The following is a 15,238-nucleotide window of genomic DNA, read 5'->3' as shown; positions in this document are numbered from 1 at the left end:
CTTTTCTCTTAACCGAAACGTCCGGTAATGTAATCTTCTGTTCTTTTATCATTCGGATTAGAGAAGATGGTATTTGTATCAGAATATTCGATGACTTCCCCATTTAAGAAGAAAGCTGTTCTATCAGAGATACGTGCTGCCTGCTGCATGTTATGGGTAACGATGATGATGCTGAAATCCTTTTTCAGTTCCTGGACCAATTCTTCTATTTTCAACGTGGATATCGGATCAAGGGCAGAAGTGGGTTCATCCATTAGAATGACATCTGGTTCGATTGCCAAACATCTGGCAATACAAAGACGCTGTTGCTGTCCACCTGAAAGTCCATATGCATTTTCATGCAGACGGTCTTTCACCTCATCCCAAATGGCTGCCCCTTTTAAACTCTTTTCGACTATCTCATCAAGAATTTTTTTATTTTTAATTCCATGGATCCTTGGTCCATATACAACATTTTCATAAATGGATTTAGGAAAGGGATTAGGCTTTTGGAAGACCATCCCCACCTGTGTCCTTAAATCTTCCACCTTATAGGACTGATCAAGGATATTCCTGTTCCTATATTTAATCTGTCCGGTCGTTTTCACATCCGGGACTAGTTCTATCATTCGGTTCAATGTTTTAATGTAGGTGGATTTCCCACATCCTGAAGGCCCTATGATGGCCGTCACTTCATTTTGGTGCATATCCAGATTAATATTTTTCAAAGCATGGTTTTCTCCATACCATAAATTAAGATTGGATGTTTCATACACCTTTTCCGACAAGGCAGCTGATCCGACATTATCGATTTCGATAGCCGGTGACTCTTTTTCTCTCGTTAAGGTCATATTCATGCTTCCTTCCTCCTATCAGTATCTTTTCTGGAATTTATTTCGAATTATAACCGCTATTGAATTCATGATTATTAACAGGATGAGTAAAACGATGATTCCCGCGGCAGCAACTTGCTGGAATTCCTCCTGCGGACGAGATGTCCAATTATAGATTTGCATTGGCAGCACTGTAAATGTATCCATGACCGTTTGAGGTAAAAAGGCGATGAACATTGGAATGCCAACCACCACCAATGGCGCCGTTTCACCGATTGCCCGTGACAAAGCAAGTATTCCTCCAGTTAAAATGCCAGGTATCGCAGCAGGCAGGACCACTTTCAAAATGGTTTGCCACTTTGTTGCACCCATTCCAAACGAAGCTTCCCTTAAATCACGAGGTACGGCACGTATGGCCTCCTGTGCAGCGACTATGATGACCGGGAGAACGAGTAGGCTCATGGTCAGGCCCGCTGCCAATATGGACCGGTCCAAGGCAAGAGCACGAACGAAAACCGTTAAGCCCAGTAGTCCAAATACAATTGACGGGACACCTGCCAGATTGGAAATATTCACTTTGATAAAAGTGGTGATCCAATTCTTCCTCGCATATTCCTCTAAATAAATGGCCGTTCCAACACCAAGCAGCAGGGAAACCGGGGCCACCACTACCATCAACCATATTGAACCGATCAGCGCTGCCTTTATACCAGCCTCTTCAGGTTTCCTGGAAGCGAAATTCTGAAGGAAATCCCCATTCAGACTACCAATTCCTTGAGTGAATATCCGATAAAATAAGATGGCCAATACGAGGAGGCCAACCAATGTTGCCAAGAAGAATAATCCTTTACAAATCGTGTTAACAGCAAGCCTAGCAGGCATTTTTTTTGCAACATGACTTTTGTTTATCAGTTTCATGACTTAATATTCCTCCCTGAACTTGCGAGAGATGAACTGCGCCAGTAAATTCATGACAAGCGTAAAGACGAACAGTGTCATTCCAACCGCATATATGCTGTAGTAAATCGTTGTCCCATACCCTGCATCCCCCGAACTGACCTGAACGATATAAGCGGTCATCGTTTGAATCGATGAAGTGACATCCATGCTCATATTTGGGGTCGAGCCACCGGCAACACTCACAATCATGGTTTCCCCGATCGCTCTGGATAAAGCAAGAACGATGGATGCCACAATTCCAGAAATGGCTGCTGGCAATACCACTTTAATGGTCGTTTCAAGTTTCGTTGCTCCTAAAGCATACGCACCTTCGCGAATCGACTTCGGCACTGATACCAGGGCATCTTCCGACAAAGAAGCTATCATCGGCATGATCATGATACCTACGACGATTCCAGGACTCAGGGCATTGAACATGTCAAGGGAAGGAAATAAATCCCGCAAAACCGGTGTTACAAAAGTTAAGGCAAAAAAGCCATAAACGATAGTAGGAATCCCAGCTAAAACTTCTAAAATCGGCTTGATGATTCTCCGTGTTTTCTCTGATGCATATTCACTCAAGAAAATGGCTGTTGCAAGTCCTACTGGAACTGCAACCACCGCTGCTATGACTGTTATCTTCAACGTTCCAACAATAAGGGGCATAATCCCATAGGAAGGTGCAGATGCAAATGGCAGCCATTTAGCTTCCGTAAAAAATTCGACGATGGATACTCTGTCAAAAAAGATGAATGTTTCAAATATAAGGGTCAAGATGATCCCGATTGTAGTAAAAACGGAAATTGCCGCCGTAAGGAACAAAAGTTTAGGCATGACTTTTTCCATATTGATTTTTTTCTTACTTTTCTTTTCCAGAATCATTTGCTGTACAGAATAGGTTTCTGTTTTTCTAAGTTCCAACTTGCATCCTCCATTTCAGACACGCAATATTTGGATTTACAAGCTGTTACCCCCGCCTTAATCGAGTCAAGGCGGGATTTCAATAGCCTGTAATATCGTTTATTTTTCCAATTCTTTTAATTTATCAAGATCTTTCTGGTACTCTTCTTCCGGCAGGCTGATATAACCCACTTCTTCTGCAAGCTCTCCTGCATTTTCAATGACGAATTGAGTATAATCTGCAACTTGTTCTTTTTCAGCTACCGACTTATTAGCTACATATGTGTAAAGTGGACGTGACAATGGTGCATACTCCCCACTTTTAATCGTTTCATGCGTTGGCTCTACAGCACCTTTGCCGTTGTCGATGGAAATGATCTTTAACTTATCTTTATTTTCAGAGTAGTAGGCATAACCGAAGAATCCAATCGCATTTTTATCACCTTCTACACCTTGTACAAGAACGTTATCGTCTTCTGAAAGCGTAGCATTTTCCACCATTGGTTTTTCTTCAAGGATCACTTCATTGAAATAATCATATGTTCCTGAATCTGTTCCCGGAGAGTAGAATTTAATTTCTTCGTTCGGCCATTCAGGACGTATATCAGACCATTTCTTCACCTTTCCATTATTATCAATCCACAATTTTTGAAGTTCTTCAACTGTTAGTGAATCGATGAAATCATTATCTTTATTGGCAACGATTGAAATACCGTCAAATGCCAGTTTCAATTCTGTATATTCAACACCCTTTTCATCAAGTAAGGCACTTTCTTCTTCTTTCACCGGGCGCGATGCATTGGCTAGGTCCGTATCACCAGCGATGAATTTCTTGAATCCCCCACCTGTTCCTGACGCTCCCACTGAAACCTTCACATCAGGCTGTGTAGCCATATATTCTTCCGCAACTGCCTCCATGATCGGAAAGACCGTTGAAGAACCATCCGTAATAACTTCTCCCTTGAGTTGATCTGAAGCCGCTTCATTTCCTTTACCGCTGTTTGAAGTATCATTAGATCCACATCCAGCTGCCACTGCGATTACTCCACCCATTACTGCGGTCATAGCCATAAATTTGAAACGTCTCATTTGTAAATCCCCCTAAGAATTTTATATGAATATTTTGTCCTACTCTCATATCATACTTTCAGACTGTAAATTCCGTTTAAAGCATTTGTAAATATTCAGTAAATAATTGTGTACTTATTGTAAAGATGTAAGAACAGTGCTGATCCCTTTCTTAAAATGCAAAAAAAACACGTTTCCGGTTTTACCCAAAAACGTGTTTTTAACCTTTTATTATTCATTTTCCTGGCTTTTTCTAACTTCAGCCTGGTCCTTTTGAACGTCTTTACCATTCTCCACCTTCAAATCGGTCGAGGTTTCGGTATTTTCCTTCTTAGCCCGTTCTTTTTTCAGTTTGAAATAGGTATCCATGATTTCTTCACCTATCTCTTTACTCATGCTATGGCCTGAATGTCCTTGGTATGCCCACGGCACAACGACCGCAAAAGCGACCTCAGGATTTTTGGCTGGGGCATAGCCAACAAGCGTGATGTTCATCGTTTCTTGGGGCTCGCTATAATTCATCCGGTTCGGGCCGTCATAGAATGCTTCCGCCGTCCCAGTTTTAGCTGCCACTGTATACGATTTTTTCCCAAAATAGGTATAGGCCGTTCCGCCTTGTTCCATCGCAACTTTCTCGAAACCGCTCTGAACACGTTCAATCCATGCGTCCTTCATATCAAGACGATTAAGGACAGTCGGTGAAATGTCTTCGGCAACAGGTCCCAATTCCTCATTATTATCAACCGGATCGCGGATTTCCTTAACCATATGCGGCTTCATGCGGTTACCGCCATTCGCAATCGCTGAAACATATTGCACGAGCTGCATTGGTGTGTACGTATCATATTGTCCGATAGCAAGGTCAAGCAGCTTACCTGGAGATGTTTCGGAACCTTTGAATCCGCTCATTTCATTAGGAAGATCAATTCCCGTGCGGACACCCAAGCCAAACTGGGCAAATGAATTCCTCATGGTTGAAAACGCGCCTGAACTAATGTTCAACGGTTCATTCGGCACATAATGCGCACCCGCAATATTAATGGCCGTTCTGAACATATAAACGTTCGAAGATACCTTCAATGCGGTCAAATCATTAATGTTCCCGAAGTCACTATATGAACCTTTGGCTTTAGTTCCCTTGATCTTAAGCTTTGTATCATAAAAGTACGTACCCGGCTGGATCGCACCTTGCTGATAACCGGTTAAAACGGTAGCGCCTTTAACCGCAGACCCCATCGTATAGGAAGTTGTGATATTTCCTAATGCGAAGTCCTCAATGGTGGATTTCCCCGTTTCTGGGTCCTTCTCATATTTCTTGCCAGCCATCGTCAATACTTCTCCTGTATCGGGATCCATCATGACGACAAAGGCCCTGTCCAAGAATTTGGTGTTACCCATTTTTTTCTTGGCAATCAATTGCTTTTCAATGATTTCCTCAGTAGCAAGCTGTAAATCCATATCAATTGTCAATATAAGATCTTTTCCCCGTGAACCTTCAGTAATCACTTCGGAATCGACGACATTTCCTGATTTATCGGTCACATTCCTTACTTTCGCTTTCTGCCCTTGGAGGATATCTTCATATTGCATCTCGATATAACTCTTACCTACACGGTCATTCCGGCTGTAATCACGTGCGAGGTAATAGTTCAGGCTTTCACTAGGCAACCCTTCTTCAGATGAGGAGACTTTACCCAATACAGATTTAAGTGTTTTATTATATGTATAAAAACGATCCCAATCTGTAGATATATCGACCCCTGGGAGCGAATCAAGGTTTTCACTCACCTTGGCGAATTCTTCTTTTGTTACTTTCTTGTTTTTCACAATTTGCGGGGTAAGGGCATATCCACTTGCAAATTCCCTATAGATGGCAAGAACTTCAAGATCCTTTTCCGAAAGCTTTGTTTCTTCTTCAGTAATCCGATCAAGCTGAAGCTTATACAAATCACTTTCTTCCATCTCGCCCTCTTCCACTTTTTTCCGCTCTTTATCGGTAATCTTTTTCTCGGCCAGCTTTGGATTCTTCAAAATCCAAAAATCCTTTTTATCGCGTTCAGTCACTTTGTCTGTTTCCTTTTCGATCAACTTCGCGAGTTTCTCAGCCGTTTCCACCATTTCTGTTTGTTTCGTACCTTGCTTTCGTGTATATGTAATTGCATCCAGTGGTTGGTTATCGACCATAAGTTTTAAATTACGGTCATACATTTTCCCACGGGGCACCGAATTATTCACGGTCACTTCCTCTGTTCTTTCAATCTCACGCCGGTAATCATCACCATAAACGATCTGTACAACACCCAAGCGTAAAATTAAAGCGGAAAACAAAACAAACACTAAAAAGAAAAGAATATTCAATCTGAAAGGCACATGCGTCTTTTTCTTTTTCTTTTTATTCACACTAAGCCACACATCCTTTTTACATAGTCATAATAGATCCTATACTATTCTATAGAACATTTGTCTTTTTTTCTACCTTAGTGTTCTAGAAATATTAAACATCTAACGAACTTTACATAAAAAGTGACTTACGGCTCATAAATCCTCCAACCGTAAGTCATGTATATTGAAAAGAGGCCTATATGGCCTCTTTTCAATCTTGGTCGATGATATCGATTTTCCGTACAAACCAATATATCACGGTATGCCCTGCCCCGACGATCAACAGATAAATCGGCAGTAATTGCTTTAGGTCGAATAACATGACGGAAAGTATGAATCCTGATATGGATACAATCCTTCCAATATGGACGAACAATTCCCGGACAACGATATATTCAATCCTCATTTCCGCTGCTTTCCAAGCCCGGCCTATAATATCATAGGTCAGTGATATATAAGGGACCAAAAGAATAGGATAAGCGGTTGCGACAATTGCCCCATAAATGAGAAGCTTCCCGAATGTGATATCAAATGCAATCAATAAGACCCCTGCATACAACAGGATTCCTCCAATAAGTATTGCCTTTTTGCGCATCGGCTGTTTTATATATCGTGAAGCAAAAAAATACGCAACGAATGATATGGCCGAATTTAACAGACCATAGCTCCCTAAGGCAAGTTCACTATCCGTCTGAATGAAAACGGTAATCGAAATGATGAACATGAATGTGCCCTCTCGTATCCCTTGAAAAAAGTGAGCACGAGTGATCAAGAGCCAATTCCGATTATTTTTCCGTTCCTGCAAAATCCTAAAGAAGCAATACCTGCCATGAGCCGGACGTCTTTTTAACGAAAAGCTAAGAAAAACCGCAACGGAAAACAATAGCAAAGACAATCCGAATACAATGGAATATCCCGTGAATTTCTCAAGCCTCGAAATGATGAACCCTGAAAGAATCGGACCGACCATTCCCCCAATGGATGATAAAATCCCTAAAAATCCATTGAAGAAATCCCTGGTTTCCGGTTCAGTTATTTCAAAAGTCAAGACATTATAGGCAAGCCAATAAAACCCATAACCGATTCCTAACAGCCCACCAAGCAACCAAAGGAAATCCGTTGCCCGTGTGCCGACCAATAGGACCGATAAATAAAACAGGGCCAAAAAGATAACACCCAGACGCAAAACAATGATTCGGTCAACCTTTTTCGCGAGCCTGCCGGCAAAGACAAAAGTAAGCGGTTGAAAAAGCACCACGGTTAGATTATATACGGCAATATCAACAATTTGACCGGATTGTTTCCACAAGTACACATTAACGAATGTATTGGATAAAGCAATACTTAGGCTGTACAGCCCGCCAATAAACAAAAGGAGGTGCAAATCCTTCTTCCCGCCCGCTTCACCCAACCATCTCTCTAAAATACCCATTGTTTTAACTCTCCTTTAAATTCCACTCTAGTGTTTGAAAAAACAAAAGAATTTATGTAAAAAAAGGTAAAGAAAACTCTTCGACTGGCGATGACAGAGAAGTAGTTGCCCTTATACTGTTTTCCTTAAAGCTTTTCCCTTTAAATCAAGAACAGTTTAAAGAAAACTCTTCGATTGGCGACGACAGAGAAGTAGTTGCCCTTATACTGTTTCCCTTAAAAGCTCTCTCAAATAAAATCAAGAACAGTATAAAGAAAACTCTTCGATTGGCGAGCCAGGATGGCGACGACAGAGAAGTAGTTGCCCTTATACTGTTTCCCTTAAAATCTTTTCCCTTTAAATCAAAAACAGTATAAAGAAAACTCTTCGATTGGGAGACGAAGGGGATGTTCATGAATTTAGGGTGTTCACTCGTGAATTCGGACTTTTACTCGTGTATTTCGAGTTTTCACTCATGAATTGGGGGGTTTACTCGTGAATCGATGCTTTTATTCGTGAATTTTGAGCTTTTACTCAGGAATTGGAGTGTTACTCGTGAATTTCGGGCTTTTACTCGTAAGTTTTGGGCATTTACTCGTGAGTTTTGAGCTTTTATTCGTGAATTTGAAGATTTTACTCGTGAATTTATGCATTCTCGTAAATTCGGAGCTTTTACTTGTGAATTTCTTTCATTTCTTTTGGGCGAAACAAGCAATACGAGTTGCCTTTATTTGTTTTTCTTTAATATTCCGGTTCGGTTGAAACCAAAAAAAGACGGGATTCCTTTTGTAAAAGGAATCCCGTCTTTTTTAATTACAAATTATTTTGCAGCGCTGTAACGTTTTGCAACTTCATCCCAGTTTACAACATTCCAGAAAGAATTGATGTATTCAGGACGGCGGTTTTGGTAGTTTAAGTAGTAAGCATGCTCCCAAACGTCCAATCCAAGTAGCGGTGTTTTACCTTCTGATAATGGATTGTCTTGGTTTGGTGTACTTGTTACTTCCAACTCGCCATTGTTGACTGCAAGCCAAGCCCAGCCAGATCCGAAACGAGTAGTAGCCGCTTTAGCGAACTCTTCTTTAAAGCTGTCAAAGCTTCCGAATTTTGAAGTGATGGCATCCGCTAATTCACCAGTTGGTTGTCCGCCGCCGTTAGGTGAAAGGATTTCCCAGAATAAAGTGTGGTTAGCGTGTCCGCCACCATTGTTGCGTACAGCTGTACGAACAGCTTCAGGTACTGCGTCAAGGTTAGCGACGATTTCTTCTACGCTTTTGCTTAGAAGTTCTTGGTTGCCTTCAAGCGCATTGTTCAGGTTTGTCACATATGTGTTGTGATGTTTAGTGTGGTGAATGTTCATTGTTTCTTTGTCGATGTGTGGTTCTAATGCATCATATGCATACGGTAATTGTGGAAGTTCAAAAGCCATAATAAAATTCCTCCCTATGTAAGCTGTTTTTTTGAGGGCTTCAGTTCTCGAAAGATACCTAAAGCTCGCTAGCAATAGAGTATCAAATTTTTGTAACCGTTTCAAACCATATGCCTCAATTTTTCATTTTTCTATTATTTTTCCTATGAGAATACCACGAATATAAAATATCCTATCATCAGAAGCTGTATGATGCCTTTTGTGATTACGCTGCTTATAAAACCTACAACGGAACCAAGGCCGATTTTGGAAGCAGTAACAGGGTCTTGTTTATGTACCAGGATCTCTGCCAGGAATGCCCCGATGAATGGACCTATCAGAATTCCGACGAATGGAATCACGAATGGCCCGACCAGAAGCCCAATCGTACTGCCCCAAATACCCGCTTTCGTGCCGCCATACTTTTTGACCCCGACCATGTTGGCAATATAATCGGCTGCGAATAAAAGGATGACGAATAAAATTTGGACCGTCCAGAAAAACCAGCCAAATGGTTCAAAAGAATAAAAAAGTCCATATAACAATATTCCGCCAAAAATGAACAAAACACTTGGGATGATTGGAAAAATCAGACCGACAAATCCCATTATGAACATGAGGGTGATTATTATCCAAAATAGTGTGTCCATATCTCAAAAGCCCCTTTCTCATTTAATTTATAATTTGATTTAACTCTCCATAATTACCTCATTACTGTTGTTTGAAACCAATGAAGCTGAATACAGGTTGTTTTATTTTTCCCATATAGTTAAAATTGGTTAGGAATCTTATATAGATAGGTGCTGAAAACATTGAACATATTCAAACAACTATGGGTTAGCATATTTTCCCCTAAAGATATCGCTTCCTTTCAAAACCAAGGTATCGGGAAAACGATTTTATACGTTTTCTTTATAAGTCTCATCGCCTTTCTCCCTTCAGCTTTTTATTTCGGTACAATGATAGTTGACGGGATAGATGCCATGCACGAAACAGTATCCGAAGACTTACCGGCATTTGAAATCAAAAATGGCACGTTGACGACTGAAGAAGATGAGCCATTTAGCCTGAATAAAAACGGATATCAAATTTTTGTGGATGGCACGGGAGCCTTGACCCCGGAAAAGGTAGCTGCAGAAGCTGATGAGGCTGTCGCACTTTTGAAGTCTGACCTGGTTTTCGTATCCGGAGGCAATGTGCAATCCTCTCCTTATTCAGTTCTGGAGGGAGATAATCAGGAAATATCCACTTGGCTTGATTCAGTTGAATCTGTGCTGCCGATCATCATTCCATTGCTTCTACTCATATTATACCTGTTTACTGCTAGCGGAATCTTCATTAAAGTGACAATCATTGCTGCTTTTGGTCTTTTTTTCAAGAACGCTCTTGGCCGTCCACTTTCCTACAGGCATCTTTGGAGAATTAGTGCATACAGCATAACTCTTGCCACCATATTCTTCACCATCATGGATGCTTTTCAAGCAATTGTACCATTCGCTTCCATCATTAGCTGGTTTGTTACATTAATGATGTTATATTTATCCATTAAAGAAACATCAGCCAATAAGATGGGAAATTGAGGTTAAATAAGATCCGGACCCACCTCGGTCCGGATTTTTTTGCTTTTGCACAAAACCGGGCTATCCTTGCCATACCCTCGTATGACTACAGTCATCATTTTTTATATCTACTTAATTCGACAAAATACTCACCCAGTTATTACTATACTTATGATTGAAATAGTCTTTCAGAGGTGATAGACGTGAAAGAGAGTCATATTGATGTACAGTGGTTGTTACTCATATTGGAGGCAAAAAAGAGTGGGCTGACCCAAAAGGAAATTCGCTCCTTTCTCAGCAATCATTCAAATAATAAGGATGTTACTCAACTGAAATAGACAATTTGAACGGCCACTCTCACATTCCATTTGAAAAATCGCCCATTTTTAGGCATATTTTTTGCCCCCTCCAAGTATAGATGAATTAAAGACAAGCTTGGGAGGATGGAAAATTGAAACGGCTACTGCTTTTTATCTCATTCTGTTTCACTTTATTTATTATTTATTTTGATTTGACTACGGGTACCCTGCCGGCTTCCCATCCACCTGCCTCTACAGGCGAACCGGCCGTGCCGGCCAGCCAGCCTGCATCCGCGCCGTCTGCCGCTTATAAAGAAATCACCATGCAACCCGGGGATACCTTACTCTCCATCGTTGAAAAGGAAAAAGGCAAATCCAATCACCCAATCGAAACGATCATCTCTGACTTTCAAAGTTTGAATGAGGGATTGAAGCCAGAAAATATGCAGATTGGCAAAACTTATAAAATTCCCGTTTATAAATAACTTTCATATGGGGATCAGTGCCTTCACAAACACACTTAAGGGGATTTCTGAATACCAAAAACTCCCTTAAATAGGAGATGTCACTTATTGAAAAAAGATTATGCGTCCTATTTCCTTGTCAAGCGGTAAGTACATTGATACAATATTTCAGAGAAACAAATTAAAAATCAAAACTGATTTTTTCCTAAAGGAGAGAATTCCACTTGAGTGAAATCATACATCGCACCAAAACGCGGCCAATTAAAGTCGGAAACTTAACGATTGGCGGCAATAATGAAGTTATAGTACAAAGCATGACAACGACAAAAACACATGATGTTGAAGCAACGGTTGCAGAAATCCTTCGTCTTGAAGAGGCGGGATGTCAAATCGTACGCGTCGCCTGTCCGGATGAAAGGGCAGCTGACGCAATCTCTGAGATAAAAAAACGGATAAACATCCCTCTTGTAGTCGATATTCATTTCGATTACAAACTTGCACTGAAGGCAATCGAAGGCGGAGCGGATAAAATCAGGATAAACCCTGGTAATATCGGACGCCGTGAAAAGGTTGAAGCAGTCGTGAAAGCTGCGAAGGCTAAAGGAATACCAATCCGCATCGGCGTCAATGCTGGTTCTCTAGAGAAGAAAATCCTCGAGAAATATGGCTACCCGACTGCTGATGGAATGGTGGAAAGTGCTTTACACCATATCAAGATTCTAGAAGATCTGGATTTTCATGATATTATCGTTTCGATGAAAGCTTCCGATGTGAATTTAGCAATCGAGGCATATGAAAAAGCTTCAAAAGCATTCGATTATCCTTTACACCTTGGGATCACGGAATCAGGTACACTGTTCTCCGGAACCGTAAAAAGCGCTGCCGGACTAGGTGCCATCCTAAGTCAGGGTATCGGAAGCACGATTCGTGTTTCCTTAAGTGCCGATCCCGTCGAAGAGGTGAAGGTGGCAAGGGAGCTCCTAAAAGTATTCGGCCTTGCTTCCAACATGGCCACTTTAATTTCCTGCCCAACTTGCGGTCGAATCGAGATTGATTTGATTTCCATCGCCAATGAAGTTGAAGAGTACATCCAGACGGTTAAAGCACCAATCAAGGTATCAGTGCTTGGTTGTGCGGTAAACGGCCCTGGAGAAGCCCGTGAGGCTGATATCGGCATAGCCGGCGCCCGCGGTGAAGGTTTACTGTTTAGAAAAGGACAAATCGTACGTAAAGTGCCTGAAGAGACGATGGTCGAGGAACTGAAAAAGGAAATTGACAAAATCGCTGAAGAGTACTATGAAAAACAAAGAGCCGAAGCTGCTGCAGCAGCATTACTAAATAAATAAAACAAAGAATCCCGAATTTTCATTATCGGGATTTTTTGTTTTTTATCATTTGAAAAACCCTTTGATGTAAATGACATCAAAGGGTTTGACGATGCTAAAAGAACGGGGCGATAAATATGCCAACGATGATGGAGACAACACCTATGCCGATGGCCCAAGTACCCAGGTTCGATCCCCGGCTTCTTGCAACTAAACCTACAATGATACCCACAATCCCTAAAATGAAAGGCATCATGAATAACGATAAAATGGAGATGATCAATGCTATGACACCAATCGCTTTTCCTCTTGATGCCACATTCCCCAAACCATTACCCTCTTCGGTCTCATCATTTTTATATGACCTGATTCGCTGAGGCGGTGTTGAAATCTCGGCAGACGTTTCTTCCTGATAACGGTTATCCATATTGGTTATGGTCTCACCGCTCTCATATCGTCTGTCATCTTCAGGTTTATCTTCATTATAATACCGCTCATGATGCTGATCATCCACAACGGATGGTTCACTGCCCTCTTTCGTCAATTGCATTTCATCGTCAATACTGGAGTATTGATCTTTTTCCATTCGTGCATCCCTCACTTTCGTTTGTGAAGCATTTATAGTGTATGTAAAAATCGCAGGAACCCATCGTGAAAATGGTTTCATGTCTTGGAAATAAATATGGGTTTTTACCAAAGCTATGATGGGATATGTTACACTATTACAAGTATTGAAAATGAGGAGAGATTCATCATGAAAAAACGTTTTGGCATCGATATAGACGGAACTGTCACAAGACCTGATTCTATGGTTCCCTTTTTAAATAAAGCATTTCAACTGAATTTAGCATATGAAGACATAACCGAATATGACTTATTGCCTTTCGTGAATGTTCCAAAAGAGGATTTCACTAAATGGTTCATCGAGACCGAGCCGCTCATCTATTCCGAATCATTATTGGCTGAAGGTGCGAAAGATGTATTGGAAAATTGGACAGAACAAGCCAACCTTTATTTCATCAGTGCCAGGAGCTCCCGTTTATTGGATGTAACGAAGAATTGGTTCACGAGTAATCAAGTCCTATATGATCATATAGAGCTTGTAGGTTCACACGATAAGATTGCTGCAGCCAAAAAATTCGAAGTCGATCTCTTTTTGGAGGACAAGCACGATAATGCAGTGGCGATTTCAGAAGAGTGTAAAATACCCGTGATTTTATTTAATACCCCTTACAACCAAGATCCCGTGCCTGAAAGGGTGATTCGGGTCAACAATTGGCAAGAAGCCTCTGCCTGGGTGAATCAATGGATGTCAGGGAAACCGGCAACTATAAAATGAGACAAGAAAAAACCATTGACTTGAGGTCAATGGTTTTTTATGCTTCCAAAGATACGCTACATGCAGGACAGCGTCCGTAAATTTCAAATTTATGCCCCGAAACATCGTAGTCCTTCAAGCTTTCCTGAAGTTCCTGCATCGGGCACAATTCAATTTCTTTCGTTTTTCCACAGTTCAAACAGATGAAGTGGTGATGGTGGGAAGAATGACCGCATGTAAAACGAAAACGCTTTTCCCCTTCCAACTCGGTCGCTTCAAAGATGCCCAGCTCGACAAATAATGAAAGATTTCTGTAAATCGTATCGAAGCTTAAACCTGGATAATCCTGTTTCATATTCTCCAATACATCTTTGGCCGTTAAATATTTATCGCTGGAAGAGAAGAGCTGAAGCATTTCTTCCCTCTTTCCTGTATGCTTAAAACCTTTATCTTTTAAAAGTTGCATGGCAGTAGTTACGTTCAAAATACATCACCCCATCTATCGATTTTTCCACTTATCAAACAAAATTGACAAGATGAGAATTAGTACAGCTATTATTACAATGGTCCCGCCGGGAGCGAGGTCAAGGTTGTATGATAAGAATAATCCGCCTATGACGGAAACTTCACCGAATAATACCGAATAACCAATCATCTGCTTAAAGCCCTTGGCAAAGCGGAGACTGGCTGCTACCGGGAGCGTCATGAGCGAAGAAACAAGTAATATGCCAATGATTTTCATGGAAGCGGCAATAACCAATGCGACCATGACGATAAAAATAAAATGAATCGCTTTATAAGGGATTCCAGACGCTTTGGCATGCTCTTCATCAAATGATAACAGAAATAATTCTTTATACAATAAAGTGAGCATCAAGGCTACGACTAGCCCCACTGCCAAAATGACGTACAAGTCCGCACGGCTGACGGCACTGACACTGCCGAATAAATAACCATATAAATCCGTATTGAAACCATCAGCAATGGATATGAAGATGACACTAAGACCCATGCCGCCGGACATAATGATCGGGATTGCAAGCTCTTGGTAATGCTTGTACACCCCTCTTAATTTTTCGATGAATAATGAACCACCTACAGAAAACGCCATTCCAATATAAAGTGGATTCAATCCTGCTAAAGATAGAAAGCTCTTCTGCAGCAATAAACTGAACGCTATACCAGCAAGCGCTACATGACTGAGCGCATCGGAAATCATCGACATCCGCCTTACCACGACAAAAACGCCCACTAATGGCGCAATCGCTCCGATGATGATTCCGGTCAAGAATGCGTTCTGCAAAAATTCAAATTGCAATATCCCCGATATCATTGGGCTATCCTCCAAAACAT

General features: G+C 41.2%; 16 protein-coding genes. 5 read left to right on the top strand and 11 right to left on the bottom strand.

Annotation, left to right across the window (positions count from 1 at the left end; genetic code table 11):
• Positions 1–8: 8 nt before the first annotated feature.
• The 8 genes from pstB to ACFX4H_RS01470 all read right to left on the bottom strand — a co-directional run bounded on the left by pstB (position 9) and on the right by ACFX4H_RS01470 (position 9,570).
• Complete coding sequence (gene pstB / locus ACFX4H_RS01505) at positions 9–836, bottom strand: phosphate ABC transporter ATP-binding protein PstB (RefSeq protein ID WP_376708006.1); 828 nt, start codon at positions 834–836, stop codon at positions 9–11.
• Between the two features lie 15 nt (positions 837–851).
• A complete protein-coding gene (gene pstA / locus ACFX4H_RS01500; protein WP_034308427.1) occupies positions 852–1,730 on the bottom strand; it encodes a phosphate ABC transporter permease PstA in 879 nt (292 codons plus the stop codon).
• Between the two features lie 3 nt (positions 1,731–1,733).
• A complete protein-coding gene (pstC, locus tag ACFX4H_RS01495) occupies positions 1,734–2,633 on the bottom strand; it encodes a phosphate ABC transporter permease subunit PstC (protein WP_052137399.1) in 900 nt (299 codons plus the stop codon).
• Between the two features lie 138 nt (positions 2,634–2,771).
• Complete coding sequence (locus ACFX4H_RS01490) at positions 2,772–3,740, bottom strand: PstS family phosphate ABC transporter substrate-binding protein (protein ID WP_377433637.1); 969 nt, start codon at positions 3,738–3,740, stop codon at positions 2,772–2,774.
• A gap of 210 nt (positions 3,741–3,950) precedes the next feature.
• Entirely contained in the window at positions 3,951–6,119 is a 2,169-nt protein-coding gene (locus ACFX4H_RS01485; protein ID WP_377433635.1) for a peptidoglycan D,D-transpeptidase FtsI family protein, read from the bottom strand.
• Between the two features lie 193 nt (positions 6,120–6,312).
• The gene (locus ACFX4H_RS01480) at positions 6,313–7,533 is read right to left on the bottom strand and encodes an MFS transporter (protein ID WP_063594170.1); all 1,221 of its coding nucleotides are present in this window, start codon (positions 7,531–7,533) and stop codon (positions 6,313–6,315) included.
• Positions 7,534–8,332: 799 nt separating this feature from the next.
• Positions 8,333–8,941, bottom strand: a complete 609-nt coding sequence (sodA, locus tag ACFX4H_RS01475; RefSeq protein WP_034308436.1) for a superoxide dismutase SodA — start codon at positions 8,939–8,941, stop codon at positions 8,333–8,335.
• 143 nt (positions 8,942–9,084) lie between these two features.
• Positions 9,085–9,570 carry a DUF456 domain-containing protein gene (locus ACFX4H_RS01470; RefSeq protein WP_048677991.1) on the bottom strand — a complete coding sequence of 162 codons (486 nt, stop codon included), beginning with the start codon at positions 9,568–9,570 and terminating at the stop codon, positions 9,085–9,087.
• A gap of 162 nt (positions 9,571–9,732) precedes the next feature.
• Here ACFX4H_RS01470 and ACFX4H_RS01465 point away from each other — a divergent pair, with 162 nt between their 5' ends.
• From ACFX4H_RS01465 to ispG, 4 genes are all read left to right on the top strand, one after another.
• A complete protein-coding gene (locus ACFX4H_RS01465; RefSeq protein ID WP_063590616.1) occupies positions 9,733–10,500 on the top strand; it encodes a DUF1189 domain-containing protein in 768 nt (255 codons plus the stop codon).
• A gap of 173 nt (positions 10,501–10,673) precedes the next feature.
• Positions 10,674–10,817 carry an anti-repressor SinI family protein gene (locus ACFX4H_RS01460; protein ID WP_082162761.1) on the top strand — a complete coding sequence of 48 codons (144 nt, stop codon included), beginning with the start codon at positions 10,674–10,676 and terminating at the stop codon, positions 10,815–10,817.
• Positions 10,818–10,930: 113 nt separating this feature from the next.
• A complete protein-coding gene (locus ACFX4H_RS01455; protein WP_057278832.1) occupies positions 10,931–11,263 on the top strand; it encodes a type IV pilus assembly protein FimV in 333 nt (110 codons plus the stop codon).
• A 212-nt stretch (positions 11,264–11,475) separates the two neighbouring features.
• A complete protein-coding gene (ispG, locus tag ACFX4H_RS01450) occupies positions 11,476–12,588 on the top strand; it encodes a flavodoxin-dependent (E)-4-hydroxy-3-methylbut-2-enyl-diphosphate synthase (protein WP_187050875.1) in 1,113 nt (370 codons plus the stop codon).
• Between the two features lie 94 nt (positions 12,589–12,682).
• Here ispG and ACFX4H_RS01445 read toward each other — a convergent pair whose 3' ends face one another.
• Complete coding sequence (locus ACFX4H_RS01445; RefSeq protein WP_241634579.1) at positions 12,683–13,153, bottom strand: DUF308 domain-containing protein; 471 nt, start codon at positions 13,151–13,153, stop codon at positions 12,683–12,685.
• Between the two features lie 168 nt (positions 13,154–13,321).
• Between ACFX4H_RS01445 and ACFX4H_RS01440 the strand changes: the two genes are divergently transcribed.
• Positions 13,322–13,906 (top strand): 5' nucleotidase, NT5C type, encoded by a 585-nt coding sequence (locus ACFX4H_RS01440; RefSeq protein WP_328137317.1) that lies wholly within the window; start codon positions 13,322–13,324, stop codon positions 13,904–13,906.
• A gap of 37 nt (positions 13,907–13,943) precedes the next feature.
• Here ACFX4H_RS01440 and ACFX4H_RS01435 read toward each other — a convergent pair whose 3' ends face one another.
• Both ACFX4H_RS01435 and ACFX4H_RS01430 read right to left on the bottom strand, forming a co-directional pair.
• Entirely contained in the window at positions 13,944–14,369 is a 426-nt protein-coding gene (locus tag ACFX4H_RS01435) for a Fur family transcriptional regulator (RefSeq protein WP_034308449.1), read from the bottom strand.
• Positions 14,370–14,384: 15 nt separating this feature from the next.
• Positions 14,385–15,218: a metal ABC transporter permease gene (locus ACFX4H_RS01430; RefSeq protein WP_034308452.1), complete on the bottom strand. Its 834-nt coding sequence runs from the start codon at positions 15,216–15,218 to the stop codon at positions 14,385–14,387.
• Positions 15,219–15,238 lie beyond the last annotated feature (20 nt).

It is taken from the genome of Peribacillus sp. YIM B13477, from assembly GCF_042787955.1.
GTDB classification, from domain to species: Bacteria; Bacillota; Bacilli; order Bacillales; family DSM-1321; genus Peribacillus; species Peribacillus frigoritolerans.
This window is presented reverse-complemented; position numbering and strand designations above follow the sequence as displayed.

Coding starts and splice junctions, on each gene's coding strand:
- pstC (WP_052137399.1), bottom strand. CDS start 2,633: ATGATTCTGGAAAAGAAAAGTAAGAAAAAAATCAATATGGAAAAAGTC.
- ACFX4H_RS01440 (WP_328137317.1), top strand. CDS start 13,322: ATGAAAAAACGTTTTGGCATCGATATAGACGGAACTGTCACAAGACCT.
- pstA (WP_034308427.1), bottom strand. CDS start 1,730: ATGAAACTGATAAACAAAAGTCATGTTGCAAAAAAAATGCCTGCTAGG.
- ACFX4H_RS01470 (WP_048677991.1), bottom strand. CDS start 9,570: ATGGACACACTATTTTGGATAATAATCACCCTCATGTTCATAATGGGA.
- ACFX4H_RS01445 (WP_241634579.1), bottom strand. CDS start 13,153: ATGGAAAAAGATCAATACTCCAGTATTGACGATGAAATGCAATTGACG.
- ACFX4H_RS01430 (WP_034308452.1), bottom strand. CDS start 15,218: ATGATATCGGGGATATTGCAATTTGAATTTTTGCAGAACGCATTCTTG.
- pstB (WP_376708006.1), bottom strand. CDS start 836: ATGAATATGACCTTAACGAGAGAAAAAGAGTCACCGGCTATCGAAATC.
- sodA (WP_034308436.1), bottom strand. CDS start 8,941: ATGGCTTTTGAACTTCCACAATTACCGTATGCATATGATGCATTAGAA.
- ACFX4H_RS01490 (WP_377433637.1), bottom strand. CDS start 3,740: ATGAGACGTTTCAAATTTATGGCTATGACCGCAGTAATGGGTGGAGTA.
- ACFX4H_RS01480 (WP_063594170.1), bottom strand. CDS start 7,533: ATGGGTATTTTAGAGAGATGGTTGGGTGAAGCGGGCGGGAAGAAGGAT.